At 42.1% G+C, this 15,838-nt stretch carries 17 protein-coding genes and 1 other annotated feature; of the genes, 15 read left to right on the forward strand and 2 right to left on the reverse strand.

Going from position 1 to position 15,838, the window contains the following annotated elements; translation table 11 throughout:
* Positions 1 to 60: 60 nt before the first annotated feature.
* Positions 61 to 777: an acetolactate decarboxylase gene (gene budA / locus HMPREF2917_RS01945; protein WP_021153550.1), complete on the forward strand. Its 717-nt coding sequence runs from the start codon at positions 61 to 63 to the stop codon at positions 775 to 777.
* A 36-nt stretch (positions 778 to 813) separates the two neighbouring features.
* Here the strand turns inward: budA and HMPREF2917_RS01950 are convergent, their stop codons facing one another.
* Positions 814 to 2,475, reverse strand: coding sequence for an Rqc2 family fibronectin-binding protein (locus HMPREF2917_RS01950; RefSeq protein WP_070588830.1), 1,662 nt, complete (start codon positions 2,473 to 2,475; stop codon positions 814 to 816).
* Between the two features lie 150 nt (positions 2,476 to 2,625).
* Positions 2,626 to 2,858 (forward strand) — a binding site (T-box leader).
* Between the two features lie 132 nt (positions 2,859 to 2,990).
* Between HMPREF2917_RS01950 and trpX the strand changes: the two genes are divergently transcribed.
* The 5 genes from trpX to pheT all read left to right on the forward strand — a co-directional run bounded on the left by trpX (position 2,991) and on the right by pheT (position 8,975).
* Complete coding sequence (trpX, locus tag HMPREF2917_RS01955) at positions 2,991 to 3,992, forward strand: tryptophan ABC transporter substrate-binding protein (RefSeq protein WP_070588831.1); 1,002 nt, start codon at positions 2,991 to 2,993, stop codon at positions 3,990 to 3,992.
* Between the two features lie 123 nt (positions 3,993 to 4,115).
* A complete protein-coding gene (locus HMPREF2917_RS01960) occupies positions 4,116 to 4,535 on the forward strand; it encodes a chromosome partitioning protein ParB (protein WP_070588832.1) in 420 nt (139 codons plus the stop codon).
* Between the two features lie 312 nt (positions 4,536 to 4,847).
* Entirely contained in the window at positions 4,848 to 5,894 is a 1,047-nt protein-coding gene (pheS, locus tag HMPREF2917_RS01965; protein ID WP_070588833.1) for a phenylalanine--tRNA ligase subunit alpha, read from the forward strand.
* A 2-nt stretch (positions 5,895 to 5,896) separates the two neighbouring features.
* A complete protein-coding gene (locus HMPREF2917_RS01970; RefSeq protein WP_070588834.1) occupies positions 5,897 to 6,412 on the forward strand; it encodes a GNAT family N-acetyltransferase in 516 nt (171 codons plus the stop codon).
* 157 nt (positions 6,413 to 6,569) lie between these two features.
* Complete coding sequence (gene pheT / locus HMPREF2917_RS01975) at positions 6,570 to 8,975, forward strand: phenylalanine--tRNA ligase subunit beta (protein WP_070588835.1); 2,406 nt, start codon at positions 6,570 to 6,572, stop codon at positions 8,973 to 8,975.
* Between the two features lie 56 nt (positions 8,976 to 9,031).
* On the opposite strand, the gene HMPREF2917_RS01980 is transcribed toward pheT, so the two are convergent.
* The gene (locus HMPREF2917_RS01980; RefSeq protein WP_070588836.1) at positions 9,032 to 9,502 is read right to left on the reverse strand and encodes a GNAT family N-acetyltransferase; all 471 of its coding nucleotides are present in this window, start codon (positions 9,500 to 9,502) and stop codon (positions 9,032 to 9,034) included.
* A 235-nt stretch (positions 9,503 to 9,737) separates the two neighbouring features.
* On the opposite strand from HMPREF2917_RS01980, the gene HMPREF2917_RS01985 reads away from it, so the two are divergent.
* From HMPREF2917_RS01985 to HMPREF2917_RS02025, 9 genes are all read left to right on the forward strand, one after another.
* A complete protein-coding gene (locus tag HMPREF2917_RS01985) occupies positions 9,738 to 10,046 on the forward strand; it encodes a hypothetical protein (RefSeq protein ID WP_070588837.1) in 309 nt (102 codons plus the stop codon).
* Positions 10,047 to 10,059: 13 nt separating this feature from the next.
* Entirely contained in the window at positions 10,060 to 10,269 is a 210-nt protein-coding gene (locus HMPREF2917_RS01990; protein WP_023918610.1) for a helix-turn-helix transcriptional regulator, read from the forward strand.
* 2 nt (positions 10,270 to 10,271) lie between these two features.
* Positions 10,272 to 11,069 (forward strand): DUF3169 family protein, encoded by a 798-nt coding sequence (locus HMPREF2917_RS01995; protein WP_070588838.1) that lies wholly within the window; start codon positions 10,272 to 10,274, stop codon positions 11,067 to 11,069.
* Between the two features lie 11 nt (positions 11,070 to 11,080).
* Positions 11,081 to 11,974 (forward strand): ABC transporter ATP-binding protein, encoded by an 894-nt coding sequence (locus HMPREF2917_RS02000; RefSeq protein ID WP_021153540.1) that lies wholly within the window; start codon positions 11,081 to 11,083, stop codon positions 11,972 to 11,974.
* A complete protein-coding gene (locus tag HMPREF2917_RS02005) occupies positions 11,971 to 13,185 on the forward strand; it encodes an ABC transporter permease (protein ID WP_070588839.1) in 1,215 nt (404 codons plus the stop codon). Before HMPREF2917_RS02000 ends, HMPREF2917_RS02005 begins: the two co-directional genes overlap by 4 nt.
* A gap of 152 nt (positions 13,186 to 13,337) precedes the next feature.
* Positions 13,338 to 13,946, forward strand: coding sequence for a hypothetical protein (locus HMPREF2917_RS02010; protein ID WP_070588840.1), 609 nt, complete (start codon positions 13,338 to 13,340; stop codon positions 13,944 to 13,946).
* Positions 13,943 to 14,572, forward strand: a complete 630-nt coding sequence (locus HMPREF2917_RS02015) for a hypothetical protein (RefSeq protein ID WP_070588841.1) — start codon at positions 13,943 to 13,945, stop codon at positions 14,570 to 14,572. Before HMPREF2917_RS02010 ends, HMPREF2917_RS02015 begins: the two co-directional genes overlap by 4 nt.
* Positions 14,569 to 15,198, forward strand: coding sequence for a hypothetical protein (locus HMPREF2917_RS02020; RefSeq protein ID WP_070588842.1), 630 nt, complete (start codon positions 14,569 to 14,571; stop codon positions 15,196 to 15,198). The genes HMPREF2917_RS02015 and HMPREF2917_RS02020 overlap by 4 nt, the downstream gene beginning before the upstream one ends.
* Positions 15,195 to 15,827 (forward strand): hypothetical protein, encoded by a 633-nt coding sequence (locus HMPREF2917_RS02025; RefSeq protein ID WP_070588843.1) that lies wholly within the window; start codon positions 15,195 to 15,197, stop codon positions 15,825 to 15,827. Before HMPREF2917_RS02020 ends, HMPREF2917_RS02025 begins: the two co-directional genes overlap by 4 nt.
* Positions 15,828 to 15,838 lie beyond the last annotated feature (11 nt).

Raw genomic sequence — 15,838 nt, forward strand, 5'->3', positions numbered from 1 at the left:
CGTGAAGATTCGGAATAGTTTGTGGTATACTGGTAGAAGATAGAATGAGGAGAGAAAAACATGGAACCAGTGAAACTTTTTCAATACAATACCTTAGGTGCCCTAATGGCGGGTCTGTACGGGGGTTCATTTACGATTGGAGAACTCTTGGAACACGGAGATCTAGGAGTTGGGACGCTTGATTCTATTGATGGAGAGTTGATCGTATTAGATGGTAAGGCATATCAGGCCAAGGGATCAGGGGACCATCCTGAAATAGTCGAAGTTTCTCCGGATGCCAAGGTTCCCTATGCAGCAGTCGTCCCTCACCAAGCAGAAGTGATTTTCCGCCAACGCTTTGAAATGACGGACGAGGAATTGGAAGCCCGTATTGAGTCTTATTATGATGGGGAAAATCTTTTCCGCTCCATTAAGATTCGTGGTGACTTTGCCAAGATGCATGTCCGTATGATTCCAAAATCAACACCAGAGATGAAGTTTGCAGAGGTTGCAACCCATCAGCCAGAGTATACACGAGAAAATGTCACTGGAACCATCGTCGGTTTTTGGACACCAGAAATTTTCCATGGCGTGAGCGTGGCTGGTTATCATTTGCACTTTATCTCAGATGACCACACCTTTGGTGGCCATGTCATGGATTTTGTCATCACAGAAGGGATTGTAGAGGTGGGGGCCATCGATCAGCTGGATCAACGTTTCCCAGTTCAAGACCGTCAGTACCTCTTTGCCAAATTCAATGTTGATGAGGTCAAAGAAGACATTAATAAAGCAGAATAAAAAGGTTGAGCGAAGCTCAACCTTATATTTTTGAAATCAGTCTGTTAGTTTCATGGCTTTGATTTTTTCTTCTTCGGGGGTGACCCGCAGAGTTTTTTGGCCGGTGTAGGTGACAAAACCTGGTTTTCCACCAGTTGGTTTATTGAGTTTCTTGGCTTCGATCATATCTACTTGGACCAAGTTTGAGAGACGGGCCTTGGAATAGTAGGCGGCCAATTCTGCAGCGTCGGTTTTCACTTCATCTGTTGGATCGAGATTTCCTGTAATGACGACGTGGCTTCCCGGGATATCCTTGGCATGGAACCAGAGTTCATCTTTCTTAGCGATCTTAAAGGTCAGTTCATCGTTTTGCAGATTATTGCGACCCACTAAAATGATGGTTTTTCCATCACTAGCCAGGTATTTTTCTGGTTTTTTCCGTTTATGAATTTTTTCGCGGTTGCGCCGTTTGATAAAGCCGGTCTGGATTAGCTCTTCTCGAATCTCTGCCACCTCAGCCAGACTCGCTTGAGAAAGGGCTGTTTCAACCGTTTCAAGATAAGAAATGGTTTCCTTGGTTTCTTGAATGAGGATGGTCAAATGTTTGACGGCTTCTTTTAACTTCTGGTAGCGTTTAAAGTAGCGTTGGGCATTTTGATTGGGGGTCAGGGCCTTGTTAAGTTGGATGGTGATCGGTTCATTTGTATAGTAATTATCCAAAACAACCTGGTCTTGGTCGTTGGGGACCTGATGGAGGAAGGTGGTCAGCAATTCTCCTTTTTGGCGGAATTCTTCCGCATTGTCGGTCGCCGCTAACTCAGCTTCTTGTTTGGCTAATTTTTTTCGGTTCTTTTCAAGATCGTTTTCAACCTTGCGGATTAATTCACTGGCCTGTTGTTGCACCCGATCGCGCTCAGCCTTGTCTCGGTAATAGTCATCCAGTAGATCTGAAAGTGTCTCAAATGTTTGACTCGACGCATCCGCAAAGGGGATAGCCGAGAAGGATTTGGTCGTTAGGCGAGGCTCAGAAGGTGTCTTGAAAAAGGTCCGGAAGGTCTTTAATTTTTCATCGGTCTCAAGTCGCTTGGCTAATTCTTGAGCCGTATCTCGCCCCAAACCTTGGAAACATTTTTGAAGGTTTTTGGGACTTAACTCTTCCTTGTGAAGAAGGGCGAAGAGGGCTTCATCTCCAATTGTAAAAGGATTGGCCGCGTCGGTTTTCGGAGGGGCTACATAGGTTGATCCAGGAAGAATGGTCCGGTAGCTATTTTGTGAGAAGCCGACATGTTTGATGGCCTCGATGATTTTATTGCTGGTCCGGTCTAGGAGAATAATATTACTGTGCTTGCCCATGATTTCGATCATCAAGCTGACAGAAATGGCATCTCCAATTTCGTTTTTATTGGAGACACGGATTTCAAGAATCCGGTCGTTCTCCATTTGCTCAATTCCTTCAATGACAGCGCCTTGAAGATATTTACGCATAACCATAATAAAGGTATTGGGAAAGGCAGGATTTTCAAAGTTGGTCTGGGTCCGTTGAATCCGTCCAAAGACAGAATGGGCAGAGAGCAAGAGTTTTTGGTTTTTCCGATTGCCTCGGATCTGGAGTACCAATTCTTGCTCGAAAGGTTGGTTAATTTTTTGAATGCGACCACTTAAGAGTTCAGCTTTCAATTCGTGGACCATATGGTGTAAAAAAAATCCATCAAAAGACATGGGATTCCTCATCATTCTAGCGTTTATTCTAGTAAATTATATCAAAAATAGAACGGAAATCCCAGAAAGAAGCAAGAGGAAGTAATATAGAAAATGCGAACGTTTCCAAAAAAATACTGAAAAAGTATTGACATTTTTGTAAGAAAATTTTAAAATGTAAGAAATTAGAAAAGTAGTAAATGAAAGTTTCAAGAGAGCCCACGGTTGCTGAGAGTGGGTAGCGGCAGTTTATGAAATTGGACTAATGATGAGATGAATTTGAAACAATAAAAATTCGGTTGGCACACCTTATCGTGCAACTTGTTGCTAGACAAGACAGAGATATGGGGAGAGACTATCCTTTTCCCATAAGTGAGGTGGCACCGCGATGACACGTCCTCACATAGCTTTTGCTATGTGTGGGCGTGTTTTTTGTTTTAGATGAGAAGGGAGAAAAGATATGAAGAAACGATGGCGTCGCAGTCTTTAGATGATGGAAAAAAAGAAGAAAATGAAAAATAGAAGAGGTATTAAAAATGAAAAATAAACGTTTAATGGGAATTATTGGTTTGATTGCAGCAGCAGTCATTGGGACAGCGATCTATTCAGCTACAGCAGGCAAAGACAACAAGGCAGCAAGCAGCAATGAAAAGGCTAAAGTTGGGGTCTTACAGCTGGTCAGCCACCCTTCGCTTGACTTGATCTACAAGGGAATTCAAGATGGTTTGGCTGAAGAAGGTTATGATAAGGATAAAGTGGACATTGATTTCCTTAATGCTGAAGGCGACCAAAACAAAGTTGCAACCATGAGTAAACAATTGGTAGACAAGGATAACCAAGTCTTGATTGGAATTGCAACTCCATCTGCTCAAGGATTGGCTAGTGCAACAAAAGACAAACCCATCGTTATGGGAGCTGTCACTGATCCGGTCGGCGCAAACTTGGTCAAAGATTTGAAAAAACCAGGTGGCAATATCACTGGGGTATCTGACCACAATCCAACTGAGCAACAGTTGAAATTAATCAAAGAGTTGACTCCAAACGTGAAAACAATCGGAGTTCTTTACTCAACCAGTGAAGATAACTCAAAATCTCAAGTAGAAGAATTTACAAAATTGGCTGAAAAAGCAGGCTACAAGGTCGTTCCTTATTCTGTTCCTTCTACAAACGAAATTGCTTCCACTGTGTCTGTAATGTCAGGCAAAGTCGATGCCATCTGGGTTCCAATCGACAATACCATCGCTTCAGCCTTCTCAACAGTTGTCGAAGCCAACAAAACAGCTAAAAAACCAATCTTCCCAAGTGCGACGGCCATGGTTGAAGCTGGTGGTCTTGGTTCAGTCGTTGTTGACCAACATGATCTTGGAGTAGCAACTGGTAAAATGGCTGCGAAGATCTTGAAAGGTCAAAAACCTGCGGATACACCTGTTGAAATCTTTAGCCAAGGAAAATCTGTCATCAATAAAAAAGTCGCAGATGAATTGGGTATTACTATTCCAGAATCTGTCTTGAAAGATGCTGGACAAGTCATTAAATAAAAAGGAAACGAATCACAAGAATGGCAGGGGAATTTAGCATTGGTAGGTCTTTAAATTGTGATATTTAAAAATGTTTACCAGTGCTCACGACCAGCTTTGTTACTCATGATAGAGGAGAAAGATATGGAAGTTAATATAACAGATCTTCATCCGACCCAACTATATTTATCAGAAAAGAAGTTACAAGCTATCCAGATGCTGGATCAGTCGGCAGACATCATCAATGTGGATCCAATTAGTGTTCTTGCATTTGGAAATCGCTTCTTGATTACAGACGGGCATCACAGGGCTTATCAGGCTTTATTGGCAGGTCGGGATATGATTTCTGCTGAGTTTGATAGAGATGGTGGCGATGCCTTGTATGCTCTCTATGCGCAAGCTTGCGAGGAAAGAAAGATAGACTCTGTTTTGGATTTAAAACATCGTATCTTACCTCAAGATGAGTATGAAGCAAAATGGTATAACTGGTGTGATGGTTTTAACCAAGCAGCAACCCTTCTCTTGAAAAAGAAAGCAGATGAAGCAGACCAGGCCAATAGATAATGCACTGCGTCTTGTTCCCTTTTGTATTGGAATTAGTCTCATCTAACTTGTTTTTTAACTAAAAATCTGATAAACTAAAAGGTAACTGAATAGAAATCTGCAAGACTAGTACCTCAAGGGAAGTGCCACAGGGAGAAGAGCCGTGACTGAAAGCTCTTTGCATGAAAGCTGAGTGAATTCACTTGCGAAAGGATTTATGAATTAAGGTCTGAGTTTCAGATAAAAACGGATGGTACCGCGTGTCAACGCTCCGAATGAGGGTGTGGCGCGTGGTTTTTTCTATGTCTGAGTGAAGACCATGATGGAGGAAATATGTCAACGATTGAAGAACAACTAAAAGCGCTTCGAGAAGAAACGCTGGCAGCCTTGAAGCAGATATCTGCTGAAAATGAAAAAGAGATGCAAGAACTACGGGTCTTTGTCCTTGGGAAAAAAGGATCTCTGACTGAGATCCTCAAAGGGATGAAAGATGTCTCTGCTGAGATGCGTCCGGTTATCGGGAAACACGTCAATGAAGCCCGTGATGTCTTGACGGCTGCCTTTGAAGAAACTGCCAAACTCTTGGAAGAAAAGAAAGTCCAAGCTAAACTAGCGAGCGAAAGCATCGATGTGACCCTTCCAGGACGTCCAGTTGCTAGTGGTTACCGTCATATTTTGGCCCAAACTAGTGAAGAAATCGAAGATATCTTTATCGGGATGGGGTATCAAGTCGTAGACGGCTTTGAAGTCGAAAAAGACTACTACAACTTTGAACGCATGAACTTGCCAAAGGATCACCCAGCTCGTGATATGCAGGATACCTTCTACATCACAGAAGAAATCTTGCTTCGGACCCATACTTCACCTGTACAGGCGCGGGCGATGGATGCACATGACTTTAGCAAGGGGCCTTTGAAGATGATCTCTCCAGGGCGTGTTTTCCGTCGAGATACAGATGATGCGACCCACAGCCACCAATTCCATCAAATCGAAGGTTTGGTCGTTGGGAAAAACATTTCTATGGCGGACCTTCAAGGAACGCTTCAATTGATCGTGCAAAAGATGTTTGGTGCAGAACGTCAAATCCGTTTGCGTCCTTCTTACTTCCCATTCACTGAGCCATCGGTTGAAGTGGACGTTTCTTGCTTTAAGTGTGGTGGAGCGGGATGTAACGTATGTAAGAAAACTGGTTGGATTGAAATCATGGGAGCTGGTATGGTTCACCCACGCGTCCTTGAGATGAGTGGCATTGATCCAACAATCTATTCAGGATTTGCCTTTGGACTTGGTCAAGAGCGTGTGGCCATGCTTCGTTACGGAATCAATGATATCCGTGGCTTCTATCAAGGGGATGTTCGCTTCTCAGAACAGTTTAAATAATCATGTTAGTTAGAGTAAAAATCGATCAATTAGAGACCTTACGTGACCTAGAAGTGGAAACCTATCGGGATACCTTTGGTCCCTATATTGTTGAGGAAGATTTGGAAGATTACTTCTCTACTGTGCTCTCTTTGGAGCAAATTGAGAAGGATCTGCTAGATCCAGAATCCGAAACCTATTTTGTCCTCAATGAAGAACAAGAAATCTGTGGTTTTCTCAAGTTTAACTGGGGCAAGGCCCAAACGGAGCCAGTAGAGATGGACAAGTCCTTTGAGATCCAACGGATCTATGTCAAGAAGGAATGTCAAGGGGCTGGTTTCGGCAAGGAAATGTTTACCTTTGCGCTGGATCAAGCCAAGAGTCGTGGCTTTGAGTGGGCTTGGCTAGGTGTATGGGAACGCAACTTTAAGGCGCAAGATTTTTACTACCGCTTTGGATTTGAACGATTTAGTGAACACCAGTATATCACCGGAGATACCGTGGATACAGACTGGTTGTTGAGAAAGAAATTGATCTAGAAGGAACAAGAAACTTCTATTCTAGAGAAGGGGAGGTTACTAGACCTTCCTAAGCCAGCCTCGAGCTGGAAAACACAAAATGAAAGGATCAAAACGAGGGTGGATGGAGATCTAGGAAAGATATATAGATTTCAGCTTAGCCCTTGGTATCTTACATATGTTAGTTAGTTATAAATGGTTAAAAGAATTGGTGGACATTGATGTGCCATCACAAGAGTTGGCTGAAAAAATGTCAACTACAGGGATCGAAGTAGAAGGTGTGGAATCGCCTGCTGATGGTCTCTCAAAAATTGTCGTCGGAGAAGTTTTGTCTTGTGAAGATGTGCCAGAGACACACCTTCATGTCTGCCAAGTTAATGTGGGTGAAGAAGAAGCGCGTCAAATCGTCTGTGGAGCACCAAATGTGCGTGCAGGCATCAAGGTGATGGTGGCTCTTCCAGGTGCTCGCATCGCAGATAACTACAAGATTAAAAAAGGGAAAATCCGTGGCTTAGAGTCACTCGGAATGATCTGTTCACTTGGAGAATTAGGGATTTCTGACTCCGTTGTATCGAAAGAATTTGCAGATGGCATCCAAATCTTGCCAGAAGAAGCTGTTCCAGGTGAGGAAGTCTTCTCTTACCTCGACTTGGATGATGAAATCATCGAGCTTTCTATCACACCTAACCGTGCAGACGCTCTTTCTATGCGTGGGGTAGCTCACGAAGTAGCAGCTATCTATGACAAGGCAGTCAACTTTAAAGAATTTACCTTAACAGAAACAGACCAAGCTGCAGCCGATGCTCTTTCTGTCAGCATTGACACAGATAAGGCACCATACTATGCAGCTCGTATCTTGGACAATGTGACCATCGCACCAAGTCCACAATGGTTGCAAAACCTCCTCATGAATGAAGGTATCCGTCCCATCAATAATGTGGTCGACGTGACCAACTATATCTTGCTTTACTTTGGTCAGCCTATGCATGCCTTTGACTTGGATACCTTTGAAGGAAATGACATCTGTGTGCGTGAAGCGCGTGCAGGTGAGAAATTGGTGACCTTGGACGGGGAAGAGCGTGAGTTGGAAACAAGTGACCTCGTGATTACGGTTGCTGATAAACCTGTTGCCCTTGCAGGTGTCATGGGTGGAGAGGCTACAGAAATTTCTGAAAAATCTACTCGTGTCGTCCTTGAAGCCGCTGTCTTCAATGGAAAATCTATCCGTAAGACAAGTGGTCGTCTCAACCTTCGTTCTGAATCATCTTCACGCTTTGAAAAAGGCATCAATGTGGCAACTGTCAATGAAGCCCTTGATGCAGCAGCAAGTATGATTGCTGAACTTGCTGGTGCGACCGTGCGTAAGGGCATTATTTCAGCAGGTGAATTGGATACTTCTGATGTAGAAGTTTCTTCCACTCTTGCAGACGTCAACCGTGTCCTTGGTACAGAACTTTCTTATGCGGATGTAGAAGATGTCTTCCGTCGTCTTGGATTTGGTCTTTCTGGAAATGCAGAAAGCTTCACAGTGAGCGTTCCTCGTCGCCGTTGGGACATCACTATCGAAGCGGACCTCTTTGAAGAAATTGCTCGAATTTATGGTTATGACAAATTACCAGCAACCCTTCCAAAAGATGACGGGACAGCCGGTGAATTGACAGCGACTCAAAAATTGCGTCGTCAAGTTCGTACCATTGCAGAAGGTGCTGGATTGACAGAAATCATCACCTACGCTCTGACAACTCCTGAAAAAGCAGTGGAGTTTACAACTGCACCAAGTAACTTAACGGAGCTCATGTGGCCAATGACTGTGGACCGTTCGGTCCTCCGTCAAAATATGGTTTCAGGTATTTTGGATACAGTTGCCTACAACGTAGCGCGTAAGAACAAAGACTTGGCTCTTTATGAGATCGGAAAAGTCTTTGAACAAAAAGGCAATCCAAAAGAAGACTTGCCAAATGAAATCAACAGCTTTGCTTTTGCATTGACTGGTTTAGTCGCTGAAAAAGACTTCCAAACAGCAGCGGTTCCAGTTGATTTCTTCTATGCTAAGGGAATTTTAGAAGCCCTTTTTGCTCGCTTGGGTCTTGAAGTGACTTATACAGCAACACAAGAAATCAAGAGTCTCCACCCAGGTCGTACAGCCTTGATCTCACTTGGTGACCAGGTGATTGGGGTATTGGGGCAAGTGCATCCTGTAACAGCTAAGTCTTATGATATCCCAGAAACCTATGTGGCAGAATTGAACTTATCTGCTATTGAAGCAGCTCTTCAACCAGCCGCAGCCTTTGTGGAAATCACCAAATTCCCAGCTGTGAGCCGTGATATCGCCCTTCTCCTCAAAGCAGAAGTGACTCACCAAGAGGTGGTTGATGCCATTCAAGCTGCAGGTGTGAAACGTTTGACAGCTATCAAACTCTTTGACGTCTTCTCAGGTGAAAAACTAGGACTCGGCATGAAGTCCATGGCCTACAGCTTGACCTTCCAAAATCCAGAAGATAGCTTGACAGACGAAGAAGTCGCACGCTACATGGAAAAAATCCAAGCTTCACTAGAAGAAAAAGTAAACGCAGAAGTGCGGTAACAAATGTGTATATGAAAAACCGTTGATGAGATGCATCAACGGTTTTTTAATCAGTTTTATAAGATTGTTTCCATGACAGTTTCTTGAGGGTTCATACCCTGTCTTTGATAGAAGCGAAGGGCTCCCTCGTTGTCATTCCAAACATTGAGAGTTAGGTTGTAGCAACCAATTTCCCTAGCATAGTTGACAGCGAATTGATAGAGTTGATCACCGATCTTTTGCCCACGCGCTGCTTGATCGACACACAAGTCTTCGATGAAGAGGGTTTTTATCGGATGAAGCACAGGATTGTCAGAGACTTCTTTAATGGTGACAAAGAGATGTCCTAGGATCTGGCCATCCGCATTTTCGTAGACGAAAATCGGTGTATGTTCTTGCGCTATTAACTGTTTTAACTCTTCTTTACTATATTTTCCGCCACTTCCTTTGAAAATATCGGGACGGAGTTGGTGGTGGACGGAAAGAATCTGTTCTAAGAGACCAAGCAAAGCAGGAATATCATTTGGTTGAGCTAAACGAATCGTCATGTAGATTCTCCTTAGTAGTATTTTCTTCATTATAAAAATTTTTTCTAAATCTTGTCAATGGAAAAAGGAACGCTAAAAGGTACGCAAATACGGACCTTTTATTTCTTACCTCAAATGATCTTGTCAATCATATTTTTATTTTTGACAAATATTTTTATTTTTTTGACAAATATACTTGTCAAAAAGAAAAAGAAGTGTTACAATGTTTTTAGTTGAAAGAAGAGGAGGTATTCTTATGGGAGCTATATGGATTCTATTTATCCCTTTTCTGGTTATCATTTATGCAAGCACAGAAAAGAAGATAAAAAAGTTGAACAAACGTATTAAAAGATTAGAAAAACAAGTGAAAGGAAATCAAGACATGTCTAGACTTTTAGAAGAATTGAAAGGCCAAACGGTCACTGTCACAGTAAATGGTTTTGGAACCGAATATGAGATTATAGATATCGATGAAGATTGGGTTAAATTGAGTCGTGAGACCAATAAACAACAAAGAGAAACCAAATTAGTCCGTATTGAAGATATTCAAGATATTCAACTATAAGGGGGCGAAAGCCATGATCTTAAAAAATCGACTGAAAGAGCTGAGGGCGCGTGATGGGCTCAACCAATCCGAGCTAGCCAAGCTAGCTGGAGTCTCGCGCCAGTCGATCAGTCTCTTGGAGCGGGGTGAATACACCCCTTCGGTTATCATTGCCATCACCATCGCCCAGATTTTCAAGGAACCGGTGGAGAATGTTTTTAGTCTAGTAGAGGAAGAGGAATAACAATGAAAAAGCAACAACAAGAACGAACCCCTCGTTACCGTTTTTGGAGAAATGTCGGAATCATTACAGTTTCCGGCTTGATAGGAGGAGTTATCGGATTTTTGACAAGAATGTTCGGATCCGAAAAGCCTCTGGAAATTCAATCCTTATTTAGTAAAAAAATACTCCTTTTGGGCTCAGCAGTTTTATTCTTAGTCGCATTTATACTCACGATAACCTTCCTGATGCGCGCGAGAAAAGTCCATCAAAAAATGCTCCAGATAGAAGACGAGGATGAAGCCTATCACTATGACATCCAAAGGAAAAAACTGTATGGGTTAGCGACTATTTTTAAAGGCATCATGCTCTTGCCCTACTTATTAGTCATCATTTTTTATAGTCAATTGGTCGACTTAGACAGACCTGGCGCTGGGGACATGGCTTTTATCTTTGGAGACTTTACCATGCTCTATCTCTTTCTTGTCTTGTTTGCCCTATTTTTCCTATCGGATATCTTCTTTCGCAAGACCTTCCATCTGATTTATGGAAAACCGATTCCCCGCAATGCCAATGCCAAGGAAGTGCGGGAATTTATGATGAGTATGATGGATGAAGCAGAAAAGCAGATTAGCTACGAGGAAAACTATGAAATTATCATTAAGTTAAGCAATTATATATTGCCTTTTGCTTTAATTGGAATTTTCTTGATTGGTACCTTTTTCCATACCGATATCTTATTAGCCTTAGTTGTTGTGTCACTGATTTATCTCTATATCTTGGTCTCACAATACAAAATTACCAAACGTTATTATAAAGAGTAAAGGAGTCATCTATGTTAGAAATTAGAAATTTAGAAAAAAGCTTTGGGAATAAGCAGGTTCTCTTCGGAGTAGATCTGACCGCTCAACAAGGGCATATCCTTGGCTTAGTTGGGAAAAATGGTGCCGGGAAAACAACTATTTTCCACAGTATCTTGCGCTTTTTGGACTACAGTGGCGAGATTCGCCTAGGTGGCAAAGCGATCACCCAAGAAACCTACAAGGAAATTGGCTATTTGCCAGAAGAACGTAGTCTCATGCCTAAACTCACGATTTTTGAGCAGGTCCGCTATTTGGCTGCCTTAAAAGGAATGAGCACCGCCGAGGTCAAGGAAAAATTACCAACCTGGATGGAAAAACTCCAAGTAAAAGGAAAATTGACCGATAAAATCAAGAGTCTCTCAAAAGGGAACCAACAGAAGGTTCAACTGATCATCACCTTGATCCATGAGCCTAAATTGATCATTTTAGATGAACCCTTTAGCGGCTTGGATCCGGTCAATACAGAGGTGCTCAAGCAGGTCATCTTTGAAGAAAAAGAGCGTGGGGCGACCATTATCTTTTCTGACCACGTCATGACCAATGTCGAAGAGTTGTGTGATGATATCCTAATGATCCGTGATGGTTCGGTTGTCCTTTCAGGGCCTGTCCAAGAGGTCCGGAATAGCTATGGCAAGACTCGCCTCTTTGTCTCAAACGACTTTAGCAAAGAAGAGTTAGAAGCTCTGCCACACGTGACCAAGGTCAGCATGACCAAGCAAGGGACTTGGAAGCTGATCTTGGATGATGCGTCAGCTGGTCCAGAATTATTTGACCGCTTGACCAAGGGCCACTACCTAGCAACCTTTGACCACCAAGCCCCAACTATTGATGAGATCTTTAAACTTGAATCAGGAGTAGAAGTATGAAACAGATGTTTGTCGTAATGAAAGAAACCTATATCAGACAAGTGAAATCATGGAGTTTCCTCTTCATGGTCTTCGGTCCCTTCCTCTTTTTGGGATTGAGCATTGGAATCGGTTATCTGACAGGTTCTTCTACAGATGCCAAAAACCAAGTGGCCTTGGTGACAGAAGTGCCAGCTGTCAAAGAAAGCCTCAAAGGAACCGATGGCTTGACCTTGGACTACACGGATGAAGCTGCAGCTAAAAAAGCCATCAAGGACGAGAAAGCAGCTGCTTACCTAATGGTCGATGAAAAAGATGGCCAGCTAGAAGCGACTTATGTTGGCGATCAAGCCATGAAAACAGATTTAAAATCGCTTGTCGCTGCGAAATTAAGCCAAGTCCAACAAGGGATCAATATGGCCCGTGCTAATCTAAGCAAAGAGCAACTGACAGCCTTGTCTCAACAGGTTTCTCTCAAAGAAAAAATTGACGAGAAAAAAGAAGGCTTGAAAATGGTGCAAACCATGGTTGCAGGTGGTCTGGGAATGCTGCTTTATATGATTTTGATCTTCTACTCTAGTATCACAGCCCAAGAAGTGGCCAGTGAAAAGGGAACTAAGATCATGGAAGTGGTCTTCTCTAGTATCAAAGCAACCGACTATTTCTTCGCACGCATGCTCGGACTCTTCGGAGTGATCTTTACCCATATTTTTGTCTATGTTGTTGGTCTAGTAGCGGTTTGGATCTTTAGAGCAGATATCCCAGTTGTCAAGGATTTTCTCGCTCCAAACTCTCCTATAACCCAACACCTAGCAGAAGCGATCTCGCTTAATACCGTCTTCTTCATTATCCTTGGGATCTTTATGTATGTGGTGCTCTCTGCCTTCTTAGGCTCTACAGTTGCACGACCAGAAGATTCAGGAAAAGCGATTTCACCACTGATGATGTTAGTTATCTTTAGCTTCCTTGGGGTAACCACCTTGGGAAGTACCGGTGACGTCTTCTTATTGAAGATCGGTTCCTACATTCCTTTCTTCTCAACCTTCTTCATGCCTTTCCGTACCATCAATGGCTATGCGACTGGTCTTGAATCTTGGGCTTCATTGGGAATTGCGGTTCTCTTTACCATCGTGGGAACAGTTCTCATCGCCCGTATCTATGCGAGCCTGATCCTTCAAACCGATGACCTTGGACCATGGAAGACCATCAAACGTGCTCTTAGCTATCGCTAATCAGTCAAGCCCTCAGTGATTGCTGAGGGCTTTTAGCATGCATTGAAATTCATCAGTGGGCTATTTAAAACGATATTCCTACAGGCTAACATGTATTTTTTATTAAATTATGATATGATGGAGGGTAATAAAGAGAATAGAGAAAAGGACGAATGAGACTCTATATCAAAGGCGATTATACAAAAAGAGTACCTTATGGCTATTTGGAACTAGCTGGTAAAATGTGGTTTCCAGAAGATGAGCAAATTTCTTACTCAAATGCTGGGGACAATGATGCATTGCAAGACGATTTTTCCTTAAATTTATCCCTGAGGAAAGGCACTGCCGATAAGAGATGGTCTAATATCCCCCTAAAGGAAGGAGTACGAAGACTCTTTTCACATCTTGACGAATGTATTGACCTAGAGTTTGAAGATGCATTCGCTACAGACTACAATGAAAAAGGGAACTATCTCCGCATTTTAACCAAGCATCTGGAAGTTTTAACAGTTGATAAACGAGCCATGTACATTATGGCGCTTGAGATTGCAAAGGTGATTGATGGGCAAATTAGCGAGGATAATAAGAAGACATGGCTAACAGTCGAGGAGTTTAGGAAAAAGCGCGAGGTTATTCTATCTCTAACTTTTGAAGAAGCAAATGAACTAAGTTTGACTGAAATTCAAACGATGGATGTGGTAGACGACCCTCTTTGGGAGGAAGAAGCCAATCGTCGAAAAGAATATATACTAGCACATGGAGGCGATATCTCAGATTTATGAGACTATACATCAAAAGTGATTTTAAGAAAAAAATAACCTTTACGACAAGAGAACTTGTTTGGAAGATGTGGTTTAAAGAACGAAATGGCAAGAAAATAAGTTACTCCAACGTTGGTGATGATGAGATGCTGCAAGATGATTTTTATTTCGGAGCAGAGTTGCGCAAATGGGCTTCAGTTGACGAAAGATGGGATAAGGCTCCTTTTATAATTCCGAGCAATCCTTGGTTGTCCTTGCAATATGAAGATATTGAACTTGAATTTGAACATGCCTTTATTTCCGATGACCGCGAAAAGGGGGAGTTTCTTCGAATTGCCTCAACTCATGTAGATATTTTGACGGTTGACAAACGTGCTTTATACATTATGGCAACTGAAGTAGCATCTGCCATTGATGGTCAAATTAGCGAAGACGGCAAGCAAAGTTGGCTAAGTGTAGAAGAATTTAAGGAATATCACAAGGATGTTCTTTCACTGACTTATGATGAAGCTGTTGAAGTCAGTTTGGAAGAATTAAAGACAATGGTACCGGTAAGAGATCCTCTATGGGAAGAGGAGGAGCGGCTTCGAGAAGAATACATCAAAATCCATGGCGAACGTGTTTATGACGACGAGGAAGACGAATGAGACTCTATATCAAAAGTGATTTTAAGAAAAAAATAACCTTTACGACAAGAGAGTTGCTCTGGAAAATGTGGTTTAAGGAATGGCAGGGTCATCCTATTACATACTCAAACGTTGGTGATGATGAGATGTTGCAAGACGATTTTTACTTTGTAGTAAGCTTTGATAAATGGCGTTTTTGTGACTCAAGATGGGATAGTATCCCCTCTTATGATTTAAACAATCCGTGGAATTCCTATAAATATGAAAATATATCCCTTGAATTTGAAAAAACTTTCATTACAGAGTGGAGAGAACGTGGGGATTATTTACGTATCGCAACTTCTCATACAGATGTTTTAACAGTTGATAAACGTGCGATGTATATTATGGCAGTCGAGGTTGCTGGTGCAATTGATGGAAAAATTAGTTCGGACGGCAAACAGACTTGGATAGATGTAGAGACTTTTAAGGAGTTGCACAAGGATATATTATCCCTAACCTACGATCAAGCAACTGATATCAGTGTGGAGGAACTGAAAAGTATGAGACCTGTAGAAGATCCTCTATGGGAAGAGGAAGAACGCCTTCGTGAAGAGTACATCAAAATTCACGGCGAACGAATTTATGACGACGAGGAAGACGAGTGAGACTATATATTAAAGGTGATTACACCAAAGAAATTCCGTTTGATTATTTAGAACTAGCGAAGAGAATGTGGTTTGAGGAAAAAGATGGAATAGAGCCGGATTTGTCGTATGCGGGGTATCTAGAACTACCAATTAAGAAACTTTCTATTCACTTAGAATTAGACAAGGAAACTCATGATGATAGATGGAAAAGTGTTCAGATTAAGGAAGGGATAAAATATGATTTTTTATCTCATAAGTCAGAATATATACAGTTAGACTATGAAGATGCTATGATGTCGGATTTTCGTGAGAAAGGTGAATGTTTAAGAATTGCTTCTACCCACCTTGACCTTCTCACCGTTGATAAACGTGCTTTCTACATTATGGCTATTGAAATCGCAACAGCAATTGACGGTCAGATTAGCGAAGATAATAAAGAGAACTGGTTAAGTGTGGAGGAATTTAAAAACCGACATGAAGCTATCCTTTCGATGAGTTATGAAGAGGCCAATGAGCTGAGTTTGGAAGAAATTCCCTTTATGGATGATGTGAGAGACCCTGTTTGGGCAGAAGATGATCGCAGAAACGAAGAATACATTAAAATCCATGGAGAAGTGGAGTTGGATGACGACGAAATCGAATTCTAACGAATGACCGA

The organism is Streptococcus sp. HMSC061E03, from assembly GCF_001813505.1.
GTDB lineage: Bacteria > Bacillota > Bacilli > Lactobacillales > Streptococcaceae > Streptococcus.

Excerpts from the sequence above, each read along its gene's own strand:
- budA (WP_021153550.1), top strand. The coding sequence starts at position 61 with ATGGAACCAGTGAAACTTTTTCAATACAATACCTTAGGTGCCCTAATG.
- HMPREF2917_RS01950 (WP_070588830.1), bottom strand. The coding sequence starts at position 2,475 with ATGTCTTTTGATGGATTTTTTTTACACCATATGGTCCACGAATTGAAA.
- trpX (WP_070588831.1), top strand. The coding sequence starts at position 2,991 with ATGAAAAATAAACGTTTAATGGGAATTATTGGTTTGATTGCAGCAGCA.
- HMPREF2917_RS01960 (WP_070588832.1), top strand. The coding sequence starts at position 4,116 with ATGGAAGTTAATATAACAGATCTTCATCCGACCCAACTATATTTATCA.
- pheS (WP_070588833.1), top strand. The coding sequence starts at position 4,848 with ATGTCAACGATTGAAGAACAACTAAAAGCGCTTCGAGAAGAAACGCTG.
- HMPREF2917_RS01970 (WP_070588834.1), top strand. The coding sequence starts at position 5,897 with ATGTTAGTTAGAGTAAAAATCGATCAATTAGAGACCTTACGTGACCTA.
- pheT (WP_070588835.1), top strand. The coding sequence starts at position 6,570 with ATGTTAGTTAGTTATAAATGGTTAAAAGAATTGGTGGACATTGATGTG.
- HMPREF2917_RS01980 (WP_070588836.1), bottom strand. The coding sequence starts at position 9,502 with ATGACGATTCGTTTAGCTCAACCAAATGATATTCCTGCTTTGCTTGGT.
- HMPREF2917_RS01985 (WP_070588837.1), top strand. The coding sequence starts at position 9,738 with ATGGGAGCTATATGGATTCTATTTATCCCTTTTCTGGTTATCATTTAT.
- HMPREF2917_RS01990 (WP_023918610.1), top strand. The coding sequence starts at position 10,060 with ATGATCTTAAAAAATCGACTGAAAGAGCTGAGGGCGCGTGATGGGCTC.
- HMPREF2917_RS01995 (WP_070588838.1), top strand. The coding sequence starts at position 10,272 with ATGAAAAAGCAACAACAAGAACGAACCCCTCGTTACCGTTTTTGGAGA.
- HMPREF2917_RS02000 (WP_021153540.1), top strand. The coding sequence starts at position 11,081 with ATGTTAGAAATTAGAAATTTAGAAAAAAGCTTTGGGAATAAGCAGGTT.
- HMPREF2917_RS02005 (WP_070588839.1), top strand. The coding sequence starts at position 11,971 with ATGAAACAGATGTTTGTCGTAATGAAAGAAACCTATATCAGACAAGTG.
- HMPREF2917_RS02010 (WP_070588840.1), top strand. The coding sequence starts at position 13,338 with ATGAGACTCTATATCAAAGGCGATTATACAAAAAGAGTACCTTATGGC.
- HMPREF2917_RS02015 (WP_070588841.1), top strand. The coding sequence starts at position 13,943 with ATGAGACTATACATCAAAAGTGATTTTAAGAAAAAAATAACCTTTACG.
- HMPREF2917_RS02020 (WP_070588842.1), top strand. The coding sequence starts at position 14,569 with ATGAGACTCTATATCAAAAGTGATTTTAAGAAAAAAATAACCTTTACG.